The organism is Roseateles sp. DAIF2, assembly GCF_015624425.1.
Lineage (GTDB): Bacteria > Pseudomonadota > Gammaproteobacteria > Burkholderiales > Burkholderiaceae_C > Kinneretia.
The window spans coordinates 894,251-915,323 of record NZ_CP049919.1 but is presented as its reverse complement, the minus strand read 5'-3'; the positions used below and the strand labels follow the sequence as shown (position 1 = coordinate 915,323).

General features: G+C 70.3%; 19 protein-coding genes. 7 read left to right on the top strand and 12 right to left on the bottom strand.

Annotated features, from left to right (window positions below):
• Positions 1 to 3: 3 nt before the first annotated feature.
• From G8A07_RS04360 to G8A07_RS04350, 3 genes are read right to left on the bottom strand one after another with little or no spacing between them, the layout of a single operon-like run.
• A complete protein-coding gene (locus G8A07_RS04360) occupies positions 4 to 1,053 on the bottom strand; it encodes an isopenicillin N synthase family oxygenase (RefSeq protein ID WP_195795876.1) in 1,050 nt (349 codons plus the stop codon).
• Positions 1,054 to 1,090: 37 nt separating this feature from the next.
• Positions 1,091 to 2,284 carry a PLP-dependent aspartate aminotransferase family protein gene (locus G8A07_RS04355; RefSeq protein ID WP_195795875.1) on the bottom strand — a complete coding sequence of 398 codons (1,194 nt, stop codon included), beginning with the start codon at positions 2,282 to 2,284 and terminating at the stop codon, positions 1,091 to 1,093.
• Entirely contained in the window at positions 2,281 to 3,690 is a 1,410-nt protein-coding gene (locus G8A07_RS04350; protein WP_195795874.1) for a pyridoxal-phosphate dependent enzyme, read from the bottom strand. The genes G8A07_RS04355 and G8A07_RS04350 overlap by 4 nt, the downstream gene beginning before the upstream one ends.
• 214 nt (positions 3,691 to 3,904) lie before the next feature.
• On the opposite strand from G8A07_RS04350, the gene G8A07_RS04345 reads away from it, so the two are divergent.
• The 3 genes from G8A07_RS04345 to G8A07_RS04335 are packed head-to-tail and all read left to right on the top strand — an operon-like array spanning position 3,905 to position 6,176.
• The gene (locus G8A07_RS04345) at positions 3,905 to 4,756 is read left to right on the top strand and encodes an ABC transporter substrate-binding protein (RefSeq protein WP_195795873.1); all 852 of its coding nucleotides are present in this window, start codon (positions 3,905 to 3,907) and stop codon (positions 4,754 to 4,756) included.
• A gap of 18 nt (positions 4,757 to 4,774) precedes the next feature.
• Positions 4,775 to 5,485, top strand: coding sequence for an amino acid ABC transporter permease (locus G8A07_RS04340; RefSeq protein ID WP_195795872.1), 711 nt, complete (start codon positions 4,775 to 4,777; stop codon positions 5,483 to 5,485).
• 10 nt (positions 5,486 to 5,495) lie between these two features.
• Positions 5,496 to 6,176, top strand: coding sequence for an amino acid ABC transporter permease (locus G8A07_RS04335; RefSeq protein WP_195795871.1), 681 nt, complete (start codon positions 5,496 to 5,498; stop codon positions 6,174 to 6,176).
• A gap of 12 nt (positions 6,177 to 6,188) precedes the next feature.
• On the opposite strand, the gene G8A07_RS04330 is transcribed toward G8A07_RS04335, so the two are convergent.
• Positions 6,189 to 7,250: a GlxA family transcriptional regulator gene (locus G8A07_RS04330; protein ID WP_213086236.1), complete on the bottom strand. Its 1,062-nt coding sequence runs from the start codon at positions 7,248 to 7,250 to the stop codon at positions 6,189 to 6,191.
• Positions 7,251 to 7,361: 111 nt separating this feature from the next.
• On the opposite strand from G8A07_RS04330, the gene G8A07_RS04325 reads away from it, so the two are divergent.
• Genes G8A07_RS04325 through G8A07_RS04315 form a run of 3 tightly spaced genes read left to right on the top strand, consistent with a single transcriptional unit; the run spans position 7,362 to position 9,035 of the window.
• The gene (locus G8A07_RS04325; RefSeq protein WP_195795870.1) at positions 7,362 to 7,883 is read left to right on the top strand and encodes an SRPBCC domain-containing protein; all 522 of its coding nucleotides are present in this window, start codon (positions 7,362 to 7,364) and stop codon (positions 7,881 to 7,883) included.
• A gap of 21 nt (positions 7,884 to 7,904) precedes the next feature.
• Complete coding sequence (locus G8A07_RS04320; protein ID WP_195795869.1) at positions 7,905 to 8,528, top strand: glutathione binding-like protein; 624 nt, start codon at positions 7,905 to 7,907, stop codon at positions 8,526 to 8,528.
• Positions 8,529 to 8,567: 39 nt separating this feature from the next.
• Positions 8,568 to 9,035: a RidA family protein gene (locus G8A07_RS04315; protein ID WP_195795868.1), complete on the top strand. Its 468-nt coding sequence runs from the start codon at positions 8,568 to 8,570 to the stop codon at positions 9,033 to 9,035.
• A 159-nt stretch (positions 9,036 to 9,194) separates the two neighbouring features.
• On the opposite strand, the gene G8A07_RS04310 is transcribed toward G8A07_RS04315, so the two are convergent.
• The 4 genes from G8A07_RS04310 to G8A07_RS04295 all read right to left on the bottom strand — a co-directional run bounded on the left by G8A07_RS04310 (position 9,195) and on the right by G8A07_RS04295 (position 15,066).
• On the bottom strand, positions 9,195 to 10,709 hold the full coding sequence (locus G8A07_RS04310; protein ID WP_195795867.1) for a dienelactone hydrolase family protein: 1,515 nt from the start codon (positions 10,707 to 10,709) through the stop codon (positions 9,195 to 9,197).
• 94 nt (positions 10,710 to 10,803) lie between these two features.
• Positions 10,804 to 12,300, bottom strand: a complete 1,497-nt coding sequence (locus G8A07_RS04305; RefSeq protein WP_213086235.1) for a PepSY domain-containing protein — start codon at positions 12,298 to 12,300, stop codon at positions 10,804 to 10,806.
• A 2-nt stretch (positions 12,301 to 12,302) separates the two neighbouring features.
• Complete coding sequence (locus tag G8A07_RS04300) at positions 12,303 to 14,513, bottom strand: TonB-dependent siderophore receptor (protein WP_195795866.1); 2,211 nt, start codon at positions 14,511 to 14,513, stop codon at positions 12,303 to 12,305.
• A 202-nt stretch (positions 14,514 to 14,715) separates the two neighbouring features.
• On the bottom strand, positions 14,716 to 15,066 hold the full coding sequence (locus G8A07_RS04295; RefSeq protein WP_195795865.1) for a DUF2946 family protein: 351 nt from the start codon (positions 15,064 to 15,066) through the stop codon (positions 14,716 to 14,718).
• A gap of 242 nt (positions 15,067 to 15,308) precedes the next feature.
• Between G8A07_RS04295 and G8A07_RS04290 the strand changes: the two genes are divergently transcribed.
• Positions 15,309 to 16,949: an ATP-binding cassette domain-containing protein gene (locus G8A07_RS04290; protein WP_195795864.1), complete on the top strand. Its 1,641-nt coding sequence runs from the start codon at positions 15,309 to 15,311 to the stop codon at positions 16,947 to 16,949.
• A gap of 10 nt (positions 16,950 to 16,959) precedes the next feature.
• Here the strand turns inward: G8A07_RS04290 and G8A07_RS04285 are convergent, their stop codons facing one another.
• Genes G8A07_RS04285 through G8A07_RS04270 form a run of 4 tightly spaced genes read right to left on the bottom strand, consistent with a single transcriptional unit; the run spans position 16,960 to position 21,016 of the window.
• Positions 16,960 to 17,748 carry an SDR family oxidoreductase gene (locus tag G8A07_RS04285; protein WP_195795863.1) on the bottom strand — a complete coding sequence of 263 codons (789 nt, stop codon included), beginning with the start codon at positions 17,746 to 17,748 and terminating at the stop codon, positions 16,960 to 16,962.
• Positions 17,749 to 17,761: 13 nt separating this feature from the next.
• Positions 17,762 to 19,201 carry an aldehyde dehydrogenase family protein gene (locus G8A07_RS04280; protein WP_195795862.1) on the bottom strand — a complete coding sequence of 480 codons (1,440 nt, stop codon included), beginning with the start codon at positions 19,199 to 19,201 and terminating at the stop codon, positions 17,762 to 17,764.
• Positions 19,202 to 19,214: 13 nt separating this feature from the next.
• Positions 19,215 to 20,507, bottom strand: a complete 1,293-nt coding sequence (locus G8A07_RS04275; RefSeq protein ID WP_195795861.1) for a TRAP transporter large permease — start codon at positions 20,505 to 20,507, stop codon at positions 19,215 to 19,217.
• The gene (locus tag G8A07_RS04270) at positions 20,504 to 21,016 is read right to left on the bottom strand and encodes a TRAP transporter small permease (RefSeq protein WP_195797585.1); all 513 of its coding nucleotides are present in this window, start codon (positions 21,014 to 21,016) and stop codon (positions 20,504 to 20,506) included. The genes G8A07_RS04275 and G8A07_RS04270 overlap by 4 nt, the downstream gene beginning before the upstream one ends.
• Positions 21,017 to 21,073: the final 57 nt, after the last annotated feature.

Genomic DNA, 21,073 nt, shown 5'->3' with positions numbered 1-21,073 from the left:
GGCTCAGAGCACCTGCCGCAGCAGCTCCGGGAACACCTTGCCGACCTTGCCCAACAGGTAGGCGCCGTAGCTGCCCTCAAAGGCATGCACGCTGGCGCCGTCCCAGCGGCTGGCCGCGTCGTCGTCAGCCGGCGGCAGGCCGGCGATCGGCTGCACGCGGGCGAAGTAGTTCGGGTCGAAGAACAGCGGGAAGGACAGGCGGTCGTGCCCGCTGCGGTTCAGGCGCACGCGGTGCGGCGTCGAGCGGTACAGGCCGCGCGTCATGCGGTCCAGCATGTCGCCGATATTGCAGACGAAGCTGCCGGGGATCGGCGGCGCCTCGATCCAGCCGGCGCGGGTCTTGACCTGCAGACCGCCGGTGTCATCTTGGTAGAGCAGGGTCAGCAGGCCGTAGTCGGTGTGCTCGCCGACACCCCAGCCGACATCGGCCTCGGCCGGCGCCGGCCGGCTCGGGTAGTTGAACAGGCGGAACAGCAGCAGCGGATCGGCGGTATAGCGGGTCGCGAAATAGTCCTGCGGCAAGGCCAGGCTCAGCGCCAGGCCGCGCATCACCGCCTGCCCCACCTCGGCCAGCGCGGCCATATAGTCCAGCACCGCCGGGCGCAGGCCCGGCACCACCGCATCGGGCCAGAGGTTGGGGCCGTGCAGCGGCGTGCCGGCGCGCACCAGCTCATGATCGGGCGCCAGCTCGCTGCCGAGGTACAGGCCCTCCTTCCAGTCCGGCCGGCCCGAGGTCAGCTCGCCGCCTGTGCGGAAATAGCCGCGCCAGGCGCGCCCGCCCTCGCTCATCGACCAGCGCAGCTTCAGCTCCTCCGGCAGCGCGAAGAACAAGCGGCTCTGCGTCTGCAGGTTCTCGATCAGGGCCGGCGCCACGCCATGGCCGGTGATGTAGAAGAAGCCATGGGCGCGGCAGGCGCCGTTGATCTGCGCGGCGATGCGGTCCAGCGCGCTCGGGTCCAGCCGCGCCGGGTCCAGCAGCGGCGCGATGTCGATCACCGGCAGCAGCTCCTGCTGCAGGGTCGGGTCTTGCGTCGTGGTGATCTCGATATTCATCCGGTCGCCGTCGTCGTCATCTTCTTCGTCATCATCATCACAGCGCCGCCAGGCCGGCGGCCAGGTCGCGCTTCAGGTCCTCGACATCCTCGATGCCGACCGAGATGCGCACCAGCGCATCGCTGATGCCCAGGCGCGCGCGCTGCTCGGGCGGGATCGAGGCATGGGTCATCAGCGCCGGCAGCGAGATCAGGCTCTCGACCCCGCCCAGGCTTTCGGCCAGGCCGAAGATCTCGACCCGCTCCAGGAAGCGCCGTGCGCCGGCCAGATCGGTGTCCAGCGCGATGCTGATCATGCCGCCGCCGCCGCGCTGCTGATGGCGCGCCAGCGCGTACTGCGGATGCGTGGCCAGGCCCGGGTAATGGACGCGGCGCACGCGCGGCTGGCGCTCCAGCCATTCGGCGATCTGCTGCGCGCTCTCGTTGTGGCGCTGCATGCGCAAGGCCAGGGTCTTCAGCCCGCGCAGCGCCAGGAAGCTGTCGAAGGGCCCGGCCACCGAGCCGATCGCGTTGTGCAAGAACTCCAGTTGCTCGCGGATCGCGGCCTGGCGCGGCTCGCCGCCGACCGCGATCACGCCGCTGATCACATCGCTGTGGCCGTTCAGGTACTTGGTAGCCGAATGCAGCACCACATCGAAGCCCAGCTCCAGCGGGCGCTGCGACCAGGGGCTGGCGAAGGTGTTGTCCGCCACCGCCAGCGCCTGGCCATGGGCGCGCGCGATGCGGCCGACCGCCTCGAGATCGGTCAGCTTCATCATCGGGTTGCTGGGCGTCTCGATCCAGATCAGGCGCGTCTCGGGCCGCAGCGCGGCCTGCACATGGGCGGCCTCGCTGCTATCGACAAAGGAGACCTGCAGGCCGGCGCTGATCTTGCGCACCCGCTCGAACAGGCGGTAGCTGCCGCCGTAGAGATCGTCGCCGGCGACGATGTGCGAGCCGGCCGGCAGAGTGTCCAGCAGGGTCGCCATCGCGGCCAGGCCGGAGGAGAAGGCATAGCCCTGTACGCCGCCCTCCAGATTGGCCACCGCGCGCTCATAGGCCTGGCGCGTCGGGTTGTGGGTGCGGCCGTACTCGTAGCCCTGGTGCACGCCGGGGCTCTTCTGGCGGTAGGTGCTGGTGGCGTAGATCGGCGGCATCACCGCGCCGGTCAGCGGGTCGGGCTGCTGGCCGCCGTGGATCGCGCGGGTGTCGAAGGCGTAGTCGGCCGTCTTGTCGTTATCAGGTGCACTCATGCCAATGTCTTCCTCAGATGGTTGAGCAGGTCGAAGCGGGTCACGAAACCGTGGAAGCCGCGCTCGTCGGCGATCACCGCGACCAGGCCGGTCTTCAGCTGCGCGATCAGCGCCGGCAGCGGCGCATCGGGCGCCAGGGTCGTCACGGCGCGGTTCATCGCATCGGCGACGCGGTGGCGGAAATGGCGCGGGTCCTCGTGCAGCCCGGCCAGCAGGTCCGATTCGTCCAGCAGGCCGACCAGGCGGCGCTGCTCGTCCAGCACCGGCAGCTGCGAGATATCGGCCTGGCGCATGCGCGAGAAGGCGGTCAGCAGGGTGTCATCGGGCCCGACGCTGACCACCGCGCCCTCGCCGGCCGGGCGCGCGATCAGGTCACGCAGGTCGGCGAAGCGCTTGCGCTTCAACAGGCCCTGGTCGAACATCCAGGCGTCGCTGTAGACCTTGGAGAGATAGCGGGTGCCGGTGTCGCAGACGAAGCTGACCACGCGCTTGGGCTCGGTCTGCTCGCGGCAGTAGCGCAGCGCCGCGGCCAGCAAGGTGCCGGTGGAGCTGCCGGCCAGGATGCCCTCGGCGCGGTAGAGCTCGCGCGCGGTGGCGAAGCTTTCCTCGTCCGTCACCTCGAAGGCGCGGCGCACGCCGGAGAGGTCGGCGATCGGCGGGATGAAGTCCTCGCCGATGCCCTCCACCGCCCAGGAACCGGCCTCGCCGAAGGCGCCGGTCTCCACATAGTCCTTCAGCACCGAGCCGGCCGGATCGGCCAGCACCATGTCCAGGCCCGGCCGCACCTTGGCGAAGAAGCGGGTCAGGCCGGTGATCGTGCCGCCCGAGCCGACGCCGCAGACGACGGCGTCGAGCTGATGCCCGACCTGCTGCCAGATCTCCGGGCCGGTGGTGGTCTCATGGGCCAGCGGATTCGCGGGGTTGTTGAACTGGTCGGCATACCAGGCGCCGGGGATCTCGCCGGCCAGCTTGGCGGCCAGGTCCTGGTAATAGGCCGGGTGGCCCTTGCCGACATCGGAGCGGGTCAGGTGGATCTCGGCGCCCAGCGCCTTCAGCTGCTGCACCTTCTCGGCCGACATCTTGTCCGGCACCACCAGCACGACGCGATAGCCCTTGGCCCGCGCCACCAGGGCCAGGCCCAGGCCGGTGTTGCCGGCGGTGGCCTCCAGCACCGTGCCGCCCGGCCGGATCAGGCCCTCGCGCTCGGCGGCCTCGATCATCGACAGGCCGATGCGGTCCTTGATCGAGCCGCCCGGGTTCTGCGATTCCAGCTTCAGGAACAGCTGGCAGGGCCCGGTGTCGAGCCGGCGCACCGGCAGCAGCGGGGTGTTGCCGATCAGGTCCAGCACGGCCGGGCGCGCCTGCTCGCGGCGCGCGTCGGAAGGCAAAGACGAAGGTGATGACATGGGCAGCGCTCCTTCCCGTCCATAGGGCATGGCGAACCTCGTGGGCCCGCGGCCGAGCAAGGAAGTGTGCGCGTATTTGGCCATTTGCGCTGGCGCGGCGGGTAACTCTTTATTCGCCGAACCTTATGCGCAAGCTTTTGTTCCCCGGCCGGCGCCGCCTTCCTAAGCTGGCGATGCCATCCGGCCACCAACGCACAAGAAGGGATTCCGCATCATGTCGTCGTCGTTCATCAGCCGCCGCACCGTCCTGGCGATCACCTCCGTCACGGCCGCCCTGCTGGGCCTGGCCGCCCCGGCCCATGCCGACCAGCTCGACGACATCAGGAAGAAGGGCGAACTGGTCGTCGGCGTGCTCGGCACCGACGAGCCGAACAGCTTCATCGACCCGAAGACGCGCGAGATCATCGGCTACGAGGTCGACCTGGCGCGCGCGATCGCCGGCAAGCTGGGCGTCAAGCTCAAGCTCAAGCAGCTGGCCGTGGCGGCGCGCATCCCCGAGCTGCAACAGGGCCATGTGGACCTGCTGGCCGCCAGCCTGACCCACAACAAGGAGCGCGAGGCGGTGATCGACTTCTCGCTGACCACCTTCGTCACCGGCCAGAAGGTGCTGGTCAAGAAGGATAGCGGCATCAAGAGCGTCGCCGAGCTGAGCGGCAAGAAGGTCGTCACCGTCAAGGGCGGCACCCAGGAGCCGAACATCCGCAAGGCGGTCAGCCCGGTGGAGGTGGTGACCTTCGACACCGGCCCGCAGGCCTTCCAGGCGCTGCAGCAGGGCAAGGGCGTGGCCTTTGTCAACGACGAGGTTTCGCTCTTGGACCAGCATGCCAAGCTGGGCAGCGCCCAGGCCCAGTACCTGATCCTGCCGCAGAACATCAGCGTCGAGCCGCTGGCGCTGGGCATCAAGAAGGGCGAGACCCGGCTGAAGGCCGCGGTGGACGAGGCTCTGCGCGGGCTGGAGCAGCGCGGCGAGGCCGAGAAGCTGTTCGTCAAGTGGTACGGCCCCGAGACCCGCCTGAAGTTCCCGAGCCGCAACTTCAAGATCGACAGCGACAAGGTCGAGAGCTGATCCGCCGCCGCGCCATCGATGCCCGAGCTCGACTTCGGCGCGCTGGCCGCCGCGCCCTACCGCGACTGGCTGCTCGCCGGTTTCCTGTTCTCGCTGCAGCTGGCCGGCCTGGCCCTGCTCGCGGCGCTGCCGCTGGCCGCGGCCGTCGCGCTGCTGCGGCTGGCGCCGCGGCGTGCGGCGCGCGCCATCGGCAGCGGCTTCGTCGAGGGCATCCGTTGCGTGCCGCTGCTGGTGCACCTGCTGTTCTGGTACTTCGGCGCACCGGAGCTGTTGCCCGAGGCGCTAAAGACAAGGCTCTACCAGGGCGGCCACAACGTCGAGGGCGGAGCGGCCTGGATCGCGCTGACGCTCTACGCCGCGGCCTATATGGCCGAGGACATGCGCTCGGGCCTGCGCGCGGTGCCCGGCGGCCAGCTCGATGCGGCGCGCGCGCTCGGCTTTTCCTACCTGGCCGCGATGCGCCTGGTGCTGCTGCCGCAGGCGCTGCGCATCATGGTGCCGCCGCTGATCTCGCAGACCCTGAACCTGTGGAAGAACACCAGCATCGCCACCGCGATCGGCACCGCCGAGCTGATGTACCAGGCGCAGCGGGTCGAGACCGGCAGCTTCCGCGGCTTCGAGACCTTCGCGCTCGCGACCGCCGCCTACCTCTCGGTCTCGCTGCTGATCACCGCGCTCTCGCTGGCCTTCCAGCACCGCTACCCGCCGCGCCCGGCCGCGCGCTCCTGACCCCGCCCCGATGCTCGAGCTGATCGATACCTACTGGCTCTACTTCCTGGTGGGCCAGTATCCGCATGGGCCGCTGGGCGGCCTGGCCCTGACGCTCGCGATCGCGGGCCTGGCCATCCTGCTGGCCCTGCCCGGCGGCCTGCTGCTCGGACTGGCGCGCAACAGCCCGCGCGCCTGGCTGCGCGGCCCGGTCAGCGCCTTGGTCTGGAGCGTGCGCGGCACGCCGCTCCTGATGGTGGTGTTCTGGGCCTATTTCTTCCTGCCGGTGCTGACCGGGCGCAAGAGCGACCAGTTCACCACCATGCTGATCGCGCTGGTGGTGTTCGACTCGGCCTACATCGCCGAGATCGTGCGCGCCGGCCTGCAGGGCCTGCCGCGCGGCCAGACCCTGGCGGCGCGCGCGCTGGGCCTCAGCCATGGCCAGACCCTGCGCCTGATCCTGCTGCCGCAGGCGCTGCGCCACATGCTGCCCTCGCTGGTAAACCAGTTCGTCACGACGATCAAGAACACCTCGCTGGGCACCATCATCGGCCTGTCCGAGCTGAGCTTCATCGCCAACCAGATCAACATCCAGGTGCTGGTCAAGCCGGTGCAGGTCTACGCCACCTTGGCCGGCAGCTATTTTTTGCTGTGCTTCGGGCTGTCATGGCTGGCGCGCGGGCTGGAGCGGCGGCTGACAACGGGGCGCTGACGCCGCCCCGGCTCAGCGCGGCTCCACGCGCCGCCGGTAGCGCTGCCGGTACTGCCCCGGCGTGATGCCGGCCAGGCGCTTGAACAGGCGGCGGAAGAAGGCCGGATCCTCGTAGCCGATGCTGCTGGCGACGCGCTCGATCGCCTCGCCGCCGCTTTCCAGCAGCTGCTTGGCCTCCTCGATGCGCAGCGCCTGCACATAGTCGACCGGCGCATAGCCGGTGGCGTTCGTGAAGCGGCGCTTGAAGCTGCGTTCCGGCAGCCCGGAGCGCGCGACCAGCTGGGCCACCGGGTTCGGCTGCGCGTAATGGTCGGCCAGCCAGAGCTGGCTGGCATGCACGACCGCATCCTCATGCTGGCGCGGCCGCGCCATCACCGCGAAGGGCAGCTGGCCATCGCTGCGGTCGCCCAGCACGAAGAGCTTGGCCAGGCGCACCGCCTCCTCCTGGCCGCAATGGCGCGCCACCAGGTGCAGGGCCAGGTCTTCCCAGGAGGAGGCGCCGCCGGTGGTCAGCAGCCGGCCTTCGAAGCCGCCGTCGCAGAGGATGCGCTCGGGGCGCCAGCGCACCGCCGGATAGCGGTCGCGGAACAGCGCCGAGGCGCTCCAGTGCGAGGTGGCATCGCGCCCGTCCAGCAGGCCCGCCTCCGCCAGCAGGATCGCGCCGGTGCAGGCCGAGCAGACCTGCGCGCCGGCCTCCAGATGCTCGCGCACCCAGCCGATCTCGGTGCCCCAGCGGCTCGGCGCCGCGGGGTCCAGCGGCAGCGCGATGTCGGTGACGACGATCACATCGGCCAGGCCCTGCTCGGCGAAGCTGGCATGCGGCGCGATCGGCGTGCCGATCGCCGAGCGGTAGGGCTTGCGGCTGCGCGCGACGATGCGCGCCTCGATGCGCCGCGCCGCGACCGCCTCGCCGGTCACCTGCTGCCACAGCACGCCGACCGAGGACAGCATCTCATAGAGCCCGTAGACCGCGGTGGCCGAGGTCTCGGGCAGCGCCAGGATGCTGACCCGCAGCGGTGGCGGCAGCAGGGGTTCCTGGGTGCGCAGGGCTTTCTTGGCTGGGGTTTTCCGCATCGTCCCAGTTTGGCATGAAAGCCTCTATTTCCGCCATTTCGGCTCTCGCGGCGATGAGGCCGAACGGAGAGGATCTCGCCATCGAAACCAAGCGATCAAGCGAGACATCCGATGAGCAACACAACCCACAGCAACAGCAGCATCGCCACCGGCCACGTCGCCTTGCAGCGCGAACTGCCCCATGAGCCCGCCGCGGTCTACGCCGCATGGTCCCGGCGCGAGGCGCTGCAGCGCTGGGGCCATCCCGGCAGCGGCTGGTGGCTGGCGTTCGACCGCTTCACCTTCCGGGTCGGGCAGTCGGACCTGTGCCGCTTCGGCCCCGAGGGCGAGCCCGGCTTCGTCAACGAGAACCGCTATCTGGCGCTTGAGCCGCAGCGCCGCATCGTCTACGCCAGCACCCTGGCCCCGGCCGGCGACGCACCGCAAGCGCCCAGCTTCGCCGGCGTAGTCGCGGTGGAGATCGAGGCCCTGCCGGGCGGCGGCAGCCGGCTGCGCTTCCAGGAAACCGGCCTGTACTTCGATGGTGGTGCAGACGACGAGGCCGGCCACCAGGCCGGCTGGGAGCAGATGCTGGACCAGCTGGCCGCCTATCTCGATGCCCAACAACAAGCGCAGCAGCAACAACAGACCTGACACCGAAGGAGCACCATCATCATGAGCACCCCCACCACCCCTATCCTCTTCTACTACGCCCCCAACGCCTGCAGCCTGGCGGCCCATATCGTGCTGCGCGAAACGGGCCTCGACTTCGAGCCGGTGCGCATCGACCTGGCGACGCGCCGCACCGAAGGCGGCGAGGACTATGCCGCCATCCATGCCAAGGGCTATGTGCCGGCCCTGGTGCTGGAGGATGGCCGCCTGCTGTCGGAGAACACCGCGCTGCTGGACTGGCTGTCGCAGCGCACCGCCCCGCTGCGCCCCACCGGCGACTGGGCGCGCACGCGCCAGCTGGAGTTGCTGAGCTTTCTGTCGACCCAGCTGCACAAGCCCTTCGTGCGCCTGTTCTTCGAGGAGGACGCGGCGCAGCGCCGGGCGCTGGTCGAGGAGCTGGGCGGCCGCTTCGACTGGCTGACGCGACAACTCGGCGCCAGCCAGTACCTGCTGGACGATCGCTACGGCGTCGCCGACGCGCTGCTCTATGTGCTGCTGCGCTGGGCCATGATGCTGGAGCTGCCGCTGGCGCCCGCGCTGCGGGCCCATGGCGCGCGGATCGAGGCCAGGCCGGCCAGCCGGGCGGCGCTGGCGCGGGAGGGGCTGGAGCCGGTCTGGGCCGGCTGATGTCATCGAGGCCCGCGGTTTCCTCCCTACACTGGCGCAATGGCATCCACCTCCACCGCCGAAGAGCGCCTGCAGGCGCTCGGACTGAGCCTTCCGCCGATCACCCCGCCGCGCGGCAGCTTCCGGCCCTACATCGTCTCGGGGTCCACCCTCTACCTGTCCGGCAAGGGCGCGCCGCTGCGGGAGGAAAACGGCCTGCCGATACCCAAGGTGGGCCGCGAGGTCTCGATCGAGCAGGCCCATGCCCGCGAGGTGGCGCTCCATCTGCTGGCGCTGACCCGGCAGGCGCTCGGCGACCTCGGGCGGGTCCGGCGCGTGGTCAAGGTCTTCGGCATGGTCAATGCCGACCCCGACTTCACCGGCCATACCGAGGTCATCAACGGCTGCTCGGACCTGCTGGTCGCGGTGCTCGGCGAACGCGGCGAGCATGCCCGCTCCGCGATCGGCGTCGGCTCGCTGCCCAAGGGCTTCGCGGTGGAGATCGAGGCGGTCATCGAGTTCGACTAACAGGCTGTTGAGAAACTACTGCGGCGACCATCTGCGTCGTTGCGCGGTGCTCGGAATCCTCACGTACAGGAAGTACGTTCCGGTTCCTGCGCTCCGGGCGCCTAGCAGCTGGCCGTCCTCGCGACGTTTTTCAACCGCCTGCCAGGGCCTCCTGTCTGCTTACTTCGGACCGCCCGCGCGCAGGGCCTCGATCCTGGCCCTGGCCTTGCCCTGGTTCTTGTCGGCCGCCACCGCTTTTTCATAAGCGGCGATGGCCAGCGCCGTCTCGCCCAAAGACTCATACGCCGCGCCCTCGCCGTCGAAAGCACTGGCGAAGCCGGGTTCGATATGGGTCGCCAGCTGGAACAGCTCCACGGCGCCCCGCGCGTTGCCTGCCTGCAGCAGTTGGGCGCCGAGCTGGTTCAGGTTCGCGGGGCTGAGCCTGAAATCGGGGGACCGGGCGGACATTTGCGTATAGAGGTCGCGCGCATTCCGGTACCCGGCCTTGGCGAAAGCGCGCAGGAAATCCGCCTCGCCGAGCAGCACGAAGCTGGCCGGGCGGATCGCCATGGACATCAGCTCCGAGCCGATGCCGTTCTGCGCGGGAGGGGCCTGCAAGAACTCCAAGGCGCTCGCATCGTTCTTCAGGTAGGCGTCCAGGAAGCGGCGTGTGTAGAGCGCCGCACTGCGGTAGGCCTGCAGCCGGGCATCTACAGGCGAGACGTCCGCAGGGGCAAAGCGCAGATGCCATGAGCTGAAGTCGCCGTGCGTCAGTGGGTACAGGGTGGCAGCGTAGACGTCCGAGTACTTCATGGTGCCGAGGTAGCTCGCGTCATCGATCTCCATCGCCTTCGCGCCCGCTGCGGGCGCTGCCAGGAACAGCAGCGGCACGGCCGTGCTCGCAGGACGGACGTAACCGGCGGCGCTCCATATCTTTGGAAAGAAGCGGATGGATCCATCCAGGCTGACCAGCGCCTTGATCCGGTTCGAGCGCGCCGCGGCGAACACATTGGCCATGCCGCCCCAGCTGAAGCCGACCGCCGCGAGCCTGGTGATGTCGGCCTGCGGCAGCGATTGCGCGTAGTGGGCCAGGAAGGCGATATCCGCGGCCTGTGCCTCCACGCCTTCGTTGTCGGCGCTCATCGCGATCGAGCGCGCGCCCAGGCTGGGACTCGCCAGGACCACATAGCCATGGCTGGCCAGGTATTCGCAGAGATCCAGGTTCTCATGGGCGAAGGCGCCGAAGCTGGGCGCGTAGATCAGCACCGGATAGCGGCCGCCCGCCGCTGCGGCATCCCGCACCGCGCGGGTCGGTGCGCCGAACTGCGCTCGCTGCGGCCCCGCCATCCAGCCCGCTCGCTGCCTGGCCGCTTCTGCCTTGGGGAACGCGAAGTCGACATCGCTCAGGCTGGCCTGGAGATAGTCGGCCACGCGCATGGGCGCCGCACGGCTGCGTTGGGCCGGGTACCAGACAAGGGTCTGGATGGGCCGCGCCGGTCCCGCCTTGCCGGCCTGGCCGAAGGCATCGACCGGCGCTGCCAGCACGCGGCTGTAGTCGTACTGCTGCACGACGCGCAGGCCGACGGCATGCGGGCCGGCTGCCGGAGTGATACCCAGCGAAGGGCTAGCGGGCGAGGCCGCCTGAGCGCCGCCGGCAAGGGCGATGAGGATCAAGAAGAACAAGAAGACGCGCATTGGAGTTGCTCTCTTTGGAAACCGCATCGACTCCGGCAAATCGTTCCGGGGTCAGGCCTTGCCGCGCATGCATGCTACGTTTTGCGGGCCGCTCTCACACTACGGCCTCACCCCAAGCGCCCGCCCGCTGCCCCCGCAACCGCCGCCACCCCATCACCACCCCGCTCAGGCTCAGCGCCAGGCCGGCCAGGCTGAAGCCCAGCATCCAGCCGTCCCAGAGCGGGCGGGCGTTGAGGAACGGCGGCAGGTCGAAGCTGTGCAGGAAGGCGAACAGCCAGCGTTCGGCGCGCTGGCGCCGGTTGCTCAGCTGGACGATGGCGCCGGTCGCCGGGTCGAGCACCACCCAATGCTGCTCGGCATCGTCCAGCCGCAGGCGCAGCGCCGGCAGCGGGCGCTCGCGCTGGCCGGTCATCGTGTGGGCCTCGCGGGCGTAGTAGTAGCGGTCGTAGCCGCGCAGCCATTCCTCTCCCTCATCCAGCACGCGGGCACCCGGCAGCAGGCGCTCGGGCACACGCCGGCCCTGCGCATCGACCAGCCATTGCGCACCGCCGGCGCCCTGCAGCAGCAGATGCTGCTGGCCGTCGACGCGCCGCCATTCGATCGCCAGCACCGCCTGCTCTTGCGCCCGCAGCGCGGCGCCGGCCTCGGGCCCCTGCCCGGCCTGCAGGCGGCCGCCGGCGAGGGCGATGCGGTCCGGCCGCGGGCCCGGCGCCTCGAACAGCTTCCAGGGGTTCATCGAGAACAGGCCGCTCAGCACCCAGGTCAGCGCCAGGCTGCCGCCGGCCAGGCCCAGCAGATGGTGCCAGCGCGCGACCGGCTCGCGATAGGGCGAGCGCGATCCGGTCTTGTAGCGGCCCTTGAAGCGCCAGCGCCAGACGCCCACCACCATCCCGCTCAGCGCCAGCACCCCGCCCGCCAGCGACAGCCAGATCACCAGATCGGTCCAGATGCCATCGAGCGGGCCGCCGCGGAACATATAGAGCCAGTGCAGCCAGGCGCCGATCCAGCCCCAGCGGCGCTCGGTCAGGGTCGCGTCGCGCACCACCTCGCCGGTGCGGCCGCTGACATAGAGCCAGCGCCGCTCGGCATCGTCCACCTCGATGCGATACAGGGGCCGGTGCGGATCGAGCGCACGCGAATGGGTCCAGGCATCCTCGCCCTCGAGGCGCGCCAGCAGGCGCGCCTCGGCCCCCCGCGCGAAATGGCGGGCCGAGGCCAGCGCCGCTTCCGCATCGATCGCGCGGATGGCCGCGCCGCTGCGCGCATCGACCGCCACCAGCCGCTGCCCGTGCCCTTCGCCGAAGCTGAAGAAGTAGCGCGGCTCGCCGGCCACCGTGTTCAGCCGCCATTGGCGCGCCGCGCCCGGCGGCTGGCCATGCTGCGTCGCGGCCGCCTGCTGCGCCTGCGCCAGCGGCACGCAGCAGGCCTCGGCCGGCAAGGGGGTCAGGCCTTGCCGCTGCTCCGCCGGCGTCAGCTTGGGATAGCCGACATAGAGCATCACCATGCCCGACAGGAACCACAGCGCCATCACCAGGCACAGCGCGATGCCGGCCCAGCGATGCAGCAGATAGAGCCAGCGCTTCAGCACCATGCTCAGAACCTCCAGTCGAGCGCGCCGCTGATGCTGCGCGGCGCGCCCAGATAGGGCAGGCTGGAGCTGAGGCTGGCCACATAGCGCTTGTCGGCCAGGTTGTCGATGCGCGCGCGCGCCGTCAGCTGCGGCGTCAGGCGCAGGGCCGCGCTCAGGCCGATCAGCTGGTAGGCCTCGTCCCAGATCGTGTTGGCGGTGTTCGCATAGCGCTTGCCGACATAGCGCCAGTCCGCGCCCAGCATCAGCGCCTCATGCGGCCGCCAGTCGGCGCTCAGACCGCCGACCACCGCGGGCACATTGGCCGGCCGCCGGCCGGCGCGCGAGACCGGGCCGATCCCTTCCACCGTCTCGACGAAGTTCTCGTAGCGCGCGCGGGTGCAGCTCCAATGCCCGGCCAGTTGCCAGGCAGGCACCGGCCGCCATTGCGCGCTGAGCTCCAGGCCGCGACTGCCCTGCTCGCCGACCGGGATCACCCGGCTGCGGTCATTCGGGTCGGTGATCGACAGGTTCTTGCGCCGGATGTCGTAGAGCGCGATCGTCGCCGCGCCGCGGCCCTGATCGAAGCCTCGCTTGCTGCCGACCTCGAACTGGCGCCCCTTGGTCAGGTCGAAGTCGCGCAGCGCGCTGAAGCCGGCCGTCGCCAGCACGCCCGACGGCGGATCGGCCGCGGTGCTGGCCTGGGCATAGACCTGCCAGTCCTTCGACAGGTCCTTGACCAAGCCGAGGCGGCCGGTGACCGGCTTGAAGCGGGTCTCGAACAGGGCCGGGTTGCTGGCGCTGACCGCGCGATGGTTGCGCACATCCATCGAGATGCGGTCGGCCCGCAGCGCGGTCACGACGGCCCAGCCCTGGCCCAGCTCGGTGCGGTTCTCGGCAAAGGCCGCGAAGCTGCGCAGCAGATTGGTGGCGCCGGGCGTGTAGCTGCGGCTGATGCCCGGCAGATCCAGGAACTGGCCGACCACCGGCGCATAGGGATCGCTCAGTCCGAAGGGCCCGTTCACCGACAGCGGGAAGCGCGTCTGACGGTTGAAGCTCCAGTCGGTGCCGAAGGCGAAGTCGGAGCGCAGCCCGGCGATGCGCGTCGCATGGCTCAGCTCCAGACGGCTGCCCCAGACCCGCTGATCGTGCCGCTGCAGCAGCGCGCCGGAGCGCTCGACCTGGCGGTTGCCGTTCCTGAAGACATAGGTCTCCAGGTTCTCGTAGTCGCGCAGCGCGTCGTAGTGATAGAGCGTATGCGTCAGCCGCGTGCTGGCATTCGGGCTCCATTCGAGGATGGAACGGGCCCAGCTCACGTCCTGCTCGTAGCGGCCGTCCTGCACGTTGTAGTTGACGCCGAAGGTGCCGGGATCGAAGCGCAGGCGCCCGATGACCGTGCCATCGGCGCCGCGCAGCATCGGCGTGCCCCAGTAGGGCTGCAGCACTTTCTCGTGCTGGCGTTCGACGGCCAGGGTGTGCACCAGCGCGCTGCCGGCGATCGGGGCGCGCCAGGAGGCCGATGCCTGCCAGGCGCTGCGGTCGCGGCCCTGGGTCCAGAGCGCGCCCTCGCTGCGGTTCAGCTCGACGCGCAAGACCTGGCCCCCGTCCTGTTCGCCCAGGCGGCGCTGAAGGCTGGCCGAGGCCTGCAGGCGATCGCCCAGGCCGACGACGAAGCGGCTCAGCTCGCCGCCGTTGTCGGCGATCTTGGTGATGATGTTGAGCGTGCCGCCGACCGCGCCGGAGCCGTTCAGGAAGCTCGACGGGCCTCCGATCGCCTCGACCCGCTCGACGATCCAGCTGTCCACCGGCCGCGCGGCGATCGCGTCGTACTGCACGCTGATGCCGTTGTAGAGCTGGGCCAGCGAGCCGGAGCCGAAGCCGCGGTAGAACACCGTGCCGGCGGAACCCGGCGGGTCGGCGAACACCACGCCGGGCACGCCCTTCAGGATCTCCTGGGTGTTGGCGGCGCCGCGCGCCTCGATGCTCTCGCGCCGGATCACGGTGACGCTGGCCGGCGTCTCCTGCAGGCTCAGGCCCAGGCGCGAGCTGCTGCCGGCGCTGTGCTCCAGCGGCGCGGGGCCACCGTGGCGGGCGGCGTCGATGGTGACGCGCTCCAGCTGGGCTGCAGCGCCCGTCTGCGCCACGACCGGCGGTGTCGCGGCAAAGCCGGCCAGCAGGGCCAGCAGCAAGGGGGACGGATGGAACGAAGAAGATGAAGAAAGAGAAAAAGAAAACATGTCGCTACCGCTGGCGGTCGGACGCACGCGGCGCCATGCCGCGGCCGCAAGGGGCGAAGGCAGGCAGCAGGGCGCAGCGCGAATCCGGAGAGAAGGAAACAGAGAAGCAGGTGCCGCGCACCCGACGCCTCAAGGCATCGACGCGGGGCGGGCGTTCTCGTGGTGTGGCGCCTCGGCTCGGGGGCCGAAAAAAGCGCTTCTCTCAGGCCCTGGTGGGCGGACCGCGTGCGAGGACCGGCGCCCACGCGAACAGCGGGCGCGGTGCATGCAGGAACAGCTGCGGGCGCTCGAAGCGCAGCGCGCTGGGCGGCTGCCAGCCGGCCTCGGCGGGCGGCGGCAGCGGCGATGGGCCATGGTGGATCGCGCAGTAGGCGCATTCCATCGTCATCTGGCCGGAACCCTTCTGCGGATCGCCGGACTCCGGGCCCATGTCCAGGCGCACAAACTTCGCGCCGGTCGCGGTACAGATCTCGGCCCAGGCCGCCGAATCGCGCGCCAGCACGACATGCGACAGCATCGGCAACAGCGCCGCCAGCAGGATCGTGCAGGACACGAGCCAGGCCAGCTTGCTTCTGAGGGATGGCTGTCGAAATCGCATGAGGGATCGATCAACGAGTGCGGCGGATTCTAGGGCCACTAGAATCCGCCGCATCCATTCATTGCTTGCTTCCGCCGAGGTCCTTGTCCCATGCGCCATTGATGCCGCCGTCGATTGATTGACGGCCACTTACCTTCGCCGCCCTGTAGCCACAGGCGCTGGATGTATGGCATTGATGACGATGGAAACGACAAGGCATGGCGACAGACTTCGCTCGCGTGACGCTGGATGGCGTCACCCTGGTCCTGCCCGACGGCAGGACGCTCTTCTCCGATCTCCACGAGAGCTTTGATCGCCGACCGACCGGACTGGTCGGCCGCAACGGCGTCGGCAAGAGCCTGCTGGGCCGCATCCTGGCCGGCGAGCTGGCGCCCAGCGCCGGCCGCTGCACCCGCGGCGGCCCGGTGCACCGGCTCGCGCAGCAGGTCGGCGCCCCCTCGCCCACGGCCAGCGTCGCCGAGCTGGCGGGCCTGCGCCCCGCGCTCGAGGCGCTGACGCGGATCGAGCGCGGCAGCGTCGCGCCCGAGGACTTCGCGCTGCTGGGCGAGCGCTGGGATCTGCGTGCGCGCCTGGGCGCCGAGCTGGAGCGCAGCGGCCTGGGCCATCTGCGGGCCGAGGATCCGGCCGCCACGCTCAGCGGCGGCGAGGCGATGCGCCTGGCCCTGGTCGGCGCTTTCCTCTCGGAAGCGGACTTCCTGATCCTCGACGAACCCAGCAACCACCTGGACCGAGCGCATCGCCAGGCCCTGCTCGCACAGCTGCGCCGCTGGCCGCGCGGCCTGCTGCTGATCAGCCATGACCGCGAGCTGCTGGAGGGCATGGCGCGCATCGTCGAGCTCTCCCCGCAGGGTCTGCGCAGCCGTGGCGGCGGCTATTCGCTCTATGCCGCGACCCGGGCGCAAGAGCAGCAGCACGCCGAGGACCAGCTGGCGCAGCGCAAGCTGGAACGCCGCCGCGAGGAACAGCGGCTGCGCGAACAGCGCGAACGCCAGGATCGGCGCGCCAGCCGCGGCGCACGCCAGGGCAAGGAGGCGAATCAGTCCAAGCTGCTGCTGGACCGCCAGCAGGAGCGCGCACAGGGCAGCGCCGGCCGGCTGCAACAACGCCAGGCCGCCGCGCGCGCAGCGCTGGACCTGGCGGTGCGGCAGGCCGCAGACCGGCTGCTGCAGGCTCCGGCCATCGTGCTGCATGGGCCGCAAACGGCCGAGGGCGGCGACCTGAGCCTGAGCGTGGAAGACCTGGAACTTCCCTTTGTGCGCGGTGCCACCCGCCACCTGGATTCACTGCGGCTGCAGGGCCGGCCGCGCCTGGCGATCACCGGGCCGAATGGCTGCGGCAAGTCCACCCTGCTGCGCGTGCTGGCCGGCGAGCTGGCGCCGCTGCGGGGCCACGCCAGCTTGCACCCGCCCGGCGGCGGCAGCCATTGCTACGCCTATCTGGACCAGCGGCTCGCCGGCCTGGACCCGGCGCGCTCCGTGCTGGCACAGCTGGGCGAGCGCAGCCCGAGGACGCCGGATTCCCTGCAGCGCATGCGCCTGGCCCAGCTGGGCCTCGATGCCGAGCGCATCGCGCTGCCCAGCGGCGCGCTCAGCGGCGGCGAGCGGCTCAAGGCGGCGCTGGCCTGCGCGCTCTACGCCGACGCACCGGCGCGCTGGCTGCGGCTGGACGAACCGAGCAACCAGCTCGACCTCGATTCGCTGCTGGCGCTGGAGGCCCTGCTGCGCCAGTACCCGGGCGGGCTGCTGCTGGTGTCGCACGACGAGCGCCTGCTGGCCAGCGTCGGTCTGACGCATCGGCTGGAAGCCGGCGCCACGGGCTGGCGGCTGGAGGCTCTCTGAGGACGCGGGCTCAGATGCAGCGCCCGCCGTCCACCTCCAGCGCGACGCCGGTGATGAACTCGGCCTCGTCGCTGGCCAGGAAGGCCGTCGCCTTGGCGATGTCCAGCGCGGTCGAGAGCCGGCCCAGCGGGATGGTCGCGACGATCTTGGCGCGGGTCTCCTCGCTGTCCTCGCCGGGCAGGAAGTCCTGGATCAGGCCGGTCGCGCCCATCACCGGGTTCACCGCGCAGACGCGGATGCCCTCGGGCGCCAGCTCGACCGCCATGCCCTTGGTCAGGTTGATCGCCGCGCCCTTGCTGCCGTTGTACCAGCTGAGGCCCGGGCGCGGCCGCACGCCGGCGGTGGACGCGATATTGATGATCACGCCTTTACCCTTGCTCTGCCCCGCCGCCGCCTGCTTGCGGAACTGCGGCACCGCATGCACGGCGCCGAGATAGATGCTCTTGACATTGGTCTGGTAGACGCGGTCGAAGGTGGCCTCGTCGACCTCCAGCATCGGGCGGTTCTTGTGCGTGGTGCCGGCGTTGTTGACCAGGATGTCGAGCCGGCCGTATTGCGCCACCGCGGCCGCGACCATCGCGCCGACCGAGGCGTTCTGCGTCACGTCGGCCAGCACCGCGATCGCGTCGCCGCCGGCCGCGCGGATCGCGGCGGCCACGCCCTGCGCGGCCTCCAGCCGCAGATCGGCGACCACCACCTTGGCGCCGCGCTCGGCGAAGAGCCTGGCGATGCCCTCGCCGAAGCCGCCGCCGGCGCCGGTGACGATGGCGACGCGGTCTTGCAGGTTTCTTGCTGTCATGGGCTTGTCCTTGTCAGCCATGCGAGATGGCGATGGTCTTGAGGGTGGTGAAGCCGCGCAGGCCCTCGAAGGCCTTCTCGCGCCCGTAGCCGGAGTGCTTCATGCCGCCGAAGGGCAGCTCGATGCCGCCGCCGGCGCCGTAGTTGTTGACGAAGACCTGGCCGGCCTCGATGCCATGGGCGCAGCGCAGCTGGCGGCCGCCGTCGCGGGTCCAGACCGCGGCGGTCAGGCCATAGGGCGTGCCGTTGGCCAGCGCCACCGCCTCGTCCTCGCCGTCGAACGTGAAGGCCGCCAGCACCGGACCGAACAGCTCCTGCTGCGCGATCGCATGCGCGGGCGGCACCTGGTCCAGCAGCAGCGGCGGAAAGTAGAAGCCGCCGGCCGGCGCATCGGCCTCCAGCGTCGCGCGCGCCGCGACCTTCAGGCCGTCGGCCAGGCCCGCGTCGACCATCGCCCGCACCCGACCCAGCTGGCGCGCATTGATCAGCGGCCCGCAGTCCAGGCCCTGGGCGCCGGGGCCTGTGCGCAGCGCCGCGAAGCGCGCGGCCAGCCGCTCCATCACCTCGGCGTGGATGCTGCGCTCGATCAGCACCCGGCTGCCGGCCGCGCAGGTCTGGCCGGCGTTCTGCACGATCGCGTTGACGACCACCGGCAGCGCCTGGTCCAGGTCCGCATCGGCGAACAGCAGCTGCGGCGACTTGCCGCCCAGCTCCAGGGTCACGGGCAGATGATTCACCGCCGCGGCCTGGGCCACCGCGGTGCCGGTGGCGGCCGAGCCGGTGAAGGAGATATGGTTCAGGTCCGGATGCGCGGCCAGTGCGGCGCCGGCCTCGATGCCGAGGCCGCAGACGATGTTCAGCGCGCCGGCCGGCAGCCCGGCCTGCAGCGCCAGCGCGGCGATGCGCAGCGGCGTCAGACAGGCATCCTCGGCCGGCTTGACGACGCAGGCATTGCCCGCGGCCAGCGCACCGCCGACCGAGCGGCCGAAGATCTGCGCCGGGTAGTTCCAGGGAATGATGTGGCCGGTCACGCCATGCGGCACGCGCAGCGCGATCACGGTGCTGCCGGCCGCATAGGGGATCTGCTCGCCATGCAGCTTGTCGGCCGCGCCGCCGTAATACTCGAAGTAGCGCGCGCAGGCCGTGATGTCGGCGCGCGCCTGCTGGATCGGCTTGCCGGTGTCGCGGCATTCCAGCCGCGCCAGGTCCTCGTGATGCTCCAGGATCAGCGCGGCCAGCCGGCTCAGCACGCGGCCGCGCTCGGTGGCCGTCGCGCGGCCCCAGGGGCCATGGAAGGCGCGCCGCGCCGCGGCCACCGCGGCATCCACATCGCGCGCGTCGCTGCGCGGCAGGCTGGCGAAGACCTGGCCGTCGGAGGGATCGAGCACCTCGAGCGTGCGGCCCGAGGCGGCGGCGCATGCTTCGCCGTCGATCAGATTGAGCTGTGCCTGCATGGCGGTTTTCCTCCTACTTGAAGCCCAATTGGTGCGGCAGCCAGGTGCTGAGCGCCGGGATGAAGGTGATGATCAGCAGGATCACGCCATGCGCCCAGAGGAAGGGTTTGAGCTCGCGCACCAGCGCGGCCAGCGGCACGCGCGAGACATTCGAGGTGACGAACAGCAGGCCGCCGACCGGCGGCGTGATCATCCCGAGCGTCAGGTTGAAGATCACGACCATCGCGAAATGCACCGGCTCCACGCCGACCTTGGCTGCCACCGGCGCCAGGATCGGCACCAGCACCATCACGCCGGGCAGCGGCTCGATGAAGATGCCGAACAGCAGCAGGAAGACGTTGACCGCGAGCAGGAAGCCGACCACCGAGAAGTTCTGCGCCGCCATCCATTCGGCCAGCTGCTGCGGCAGGCCCTCGATCGTCAGCACCCAGGCGAAGGAGGCGGACAGGCCGATGATGATCAGCACCGAGGCGGTCAGCAGCGCGGAGCGCGCCAGGATGTCCGGCAGCGCGCCCCAGGACAGGGTGCGGTAGATCCATTTGCCGCAGACCAGCGCGTAGAACACCGCCACCACCGAGGCCTCGGTCGGCGTGAACCAGCCGGCGCGCATGCCGCCCAGGATCAGCACCGGCAGCAGCAGCGCCGGGAAGGCCTTCAGGCTGGTGGCGGCGATCTCGCGCCAGCCGGGATGCTCGCCGTCGCCGCGGTAGTTGCGCCGGGTCGAGACGCGCCAGTTGACGAAGCTCATGCCCAGCGCGATCAAGAGGCCCGGCAGCAGGCCGGCGACGAACAGCGCGCCGACCGAGACGCTCTCGTCCTGCAGCGCGTAGATGATCATGATGATCGAAGGCGGGATGATGGGCCCGACGATCGCGGTCGACGCGGTCAGCGCCGCCGCATAGGCGCGGTCATAGCCGGCCTTGTCCATCATCTTGATCATCATCGAGCCCGGGCCGGCCGCATCGGCCAGGGCCGAACCGGAGATGCCCGAAAAGAAGGTCAGGCCGACCACATTGGTGTAGCCCAGGCCGCCGCGCTTGTGGCCGACGAACTGGCTGGCGAAGCGCAAGAGCACCTCGGTCAGCGAGCCGCCGCTCATCAGCTCGGCCGCCAGGATGAAGAAGGGCACGGCCATCAGCGGGAAGCTGTCGATGCCGGTGAAGGTTTCCTTCAGCAGCACGAACAGCGGGTAGTTGGTGCCCAGGGTCAGCGCGGCCAGGGTCGACAGGCCCAGCGCGAACGCGACCGGCACGCCGATCGCGAGAAACGCGCAGGCGCTCAGCAGCAGGATCAAGCTGGCACTCATAGAGATGCGCTCGCATTCGCATCGAAATGCGCGTCCGCCGCGAACACGCGCTCGCGCAGATAGCCGCGCATGATCAGCAGCCAATGCACCACCAGCAGCGCGCCGCCGACCGGCATCGCCGCGTAGATCCAGGCAAAGGAGATCTGGGTCGCGGCGGTGGTCTGGTACTGGGTGCGCTCCATATAGAGCAGGCCGTACCAGATCATGAAGCCGAAGAAGCCCAGCAGCAGCAGCGCGATCAGCCCGCGCAGCAGCACCGCCGCCGGCCGCGGCAGGCTGTCCTGCAGGTTCTCCACCGCGATATGGCCGCCGTAGCGCAGCACCGGGCCGGCGCCCAGGAAGGTCAGCCAGATCATCAGGTGGCGGGCCACTTCCTCGGCCCATTCGATCGACTCGCGGGTCAGGTAGCGCAGCACGACATTGGTAAAAATGATCAGCGCCATCGCCGCCAGCAGCATGATCAGCGCCCAGCGGTTGGCCGCGAGGAAATATTTCTCGAACAGATTCATCGACATGGAGGCAGCTCCCGCGCGCGCCGGCCGGGCCGGCGCGTGGCTCGTTTCCGT

Bases quoted from the DNA above. Each gene is read 5' to 3' on its own strand.
- G8A07_RS04305 (WP_213086235.1), bottom strand. From the start codon at position 12,300: ATGGTGCTGAAGCGCTGGCTCTATCTGCTGCATCGCTGGGCCGGCATC.
- G8A07_RS04325 (WP_195795870.1), top strand. From the start codon at position 7,362: ATGAGCAACACAACCCACAGCAACAGCAGCATCGCCACCGGCCACGTC.
- G8A07_RS04355 (WP_195795875.1), bottom strand. From the start codon at position 2,284: ATGAGTGCACCTGATAACGACAAGACGGCCGACTACGCCTTCGACACC.
- G8A07_RS04310 (WP_195795867.1), bottom strand. From the start codon at position 10,709: ATGCGCGTCTTCTTGTTCTTCTTGATCCTCATCGCCCTTGCCGGCGGC.
- G8A07_RS04280 (WP_195795862.1), bottom strand. From the start codon at position 19,201: ATGCAGGCACAGCTCAATCTGATCGACGGCGAAGCATGCGCCGCCGCC.
- G8A07_RS04345 (WP_195795873.1), top strand. From the start codon at position 3,905: ATGTCGTCGTCGTTCATCAGCCGCCGCACCGTCCTGGCGATCACCTCC.
- G8A07_RS04285 (WP_195795863.1), bottom strand. From the start codon at position 17,748: ATGACAGCAAGAAACCTGCAAGACCGCGTCGCCATCGTCACCGGCGCC.
- G8A07_RS04360 (WP_195795876.1), bottom strand. From the start codon at position 1,053: ATGAATATCGAGATCACCACGACGCAAGACCCGACCCTGCAGCAGGAG.
- G8A07_RS04270 (WP_195797585.1), bottom strand. From the start codon at position 21,016: ATGAATCTGTTCGAGAAATATTTCCTCGCGGCCAACCGCTGGGCGCTG.
- G8A07_RS04320 (WP_195795869.1), top strand. From the start codon at position 7,905: ATGAGCACCCCCACCACCCCTATCCTCTTCTACTACGCCCCCAACGCC.
- G8A07_RS04340 (WP_195795872.1), top strand. From the start codon at position 4,775: ATGCCCGAGCTCGACTTCGGCGCGCTGGCCGCCGCGCCCTACCGCGAC.
- G8A07_RS04335 (WP_195795871.1), top strand. From the start codon at position 5,496: ATGCTCGAGCTGATCGATACCTACTGGCTCTACTTCCTGGTGGGCCAG.
- G8A07_RS04300 (WP_195795866.1), bottom strand. From the start codon at position 14,513: ATGTTTTCTTTTTCTCTTTCTTCATCTTCTTCGTTCCATCCGTCCCCC.
- G8A07_RS04330 (WP_213086236.1), bottom strand. From the start codon at position 7,250: ATGCGGAAAACCCCAGCCAAGAAAGCCCTGCGCACCCAGGAACCCCTG.
- G8A07_RS04290 (WP_195795864.1), top strand. From the start codon at position 15,309: ATGGCGACAGACTTCGCTCGCGTGACGCTGGATGGCGTCACCCTGGTC.
- G8A07_RS04315 (WP_195795868.1), top strand. From the start codon at position 8,568: ATGGCATCCACCTCCACCGCCGAAGAGCGCCTGCAGGCGCTCGGACTG.
- G8A07_RS04275 (WP_195795861.1), bottom strand. From the start codon at position 20,507: ATGAGTGCCAGCTTGATCCTGCTGCTGAGCGCCTGCGCGTTTCTCGCG.
- G8A07_RS04350 (WP_195795874.1), bottom strand. From the start codon at position 3,690: ATGTCATCACCTTCGTCTTTGCCTTCCGACGCGCGCCGCGAGCAGGCG.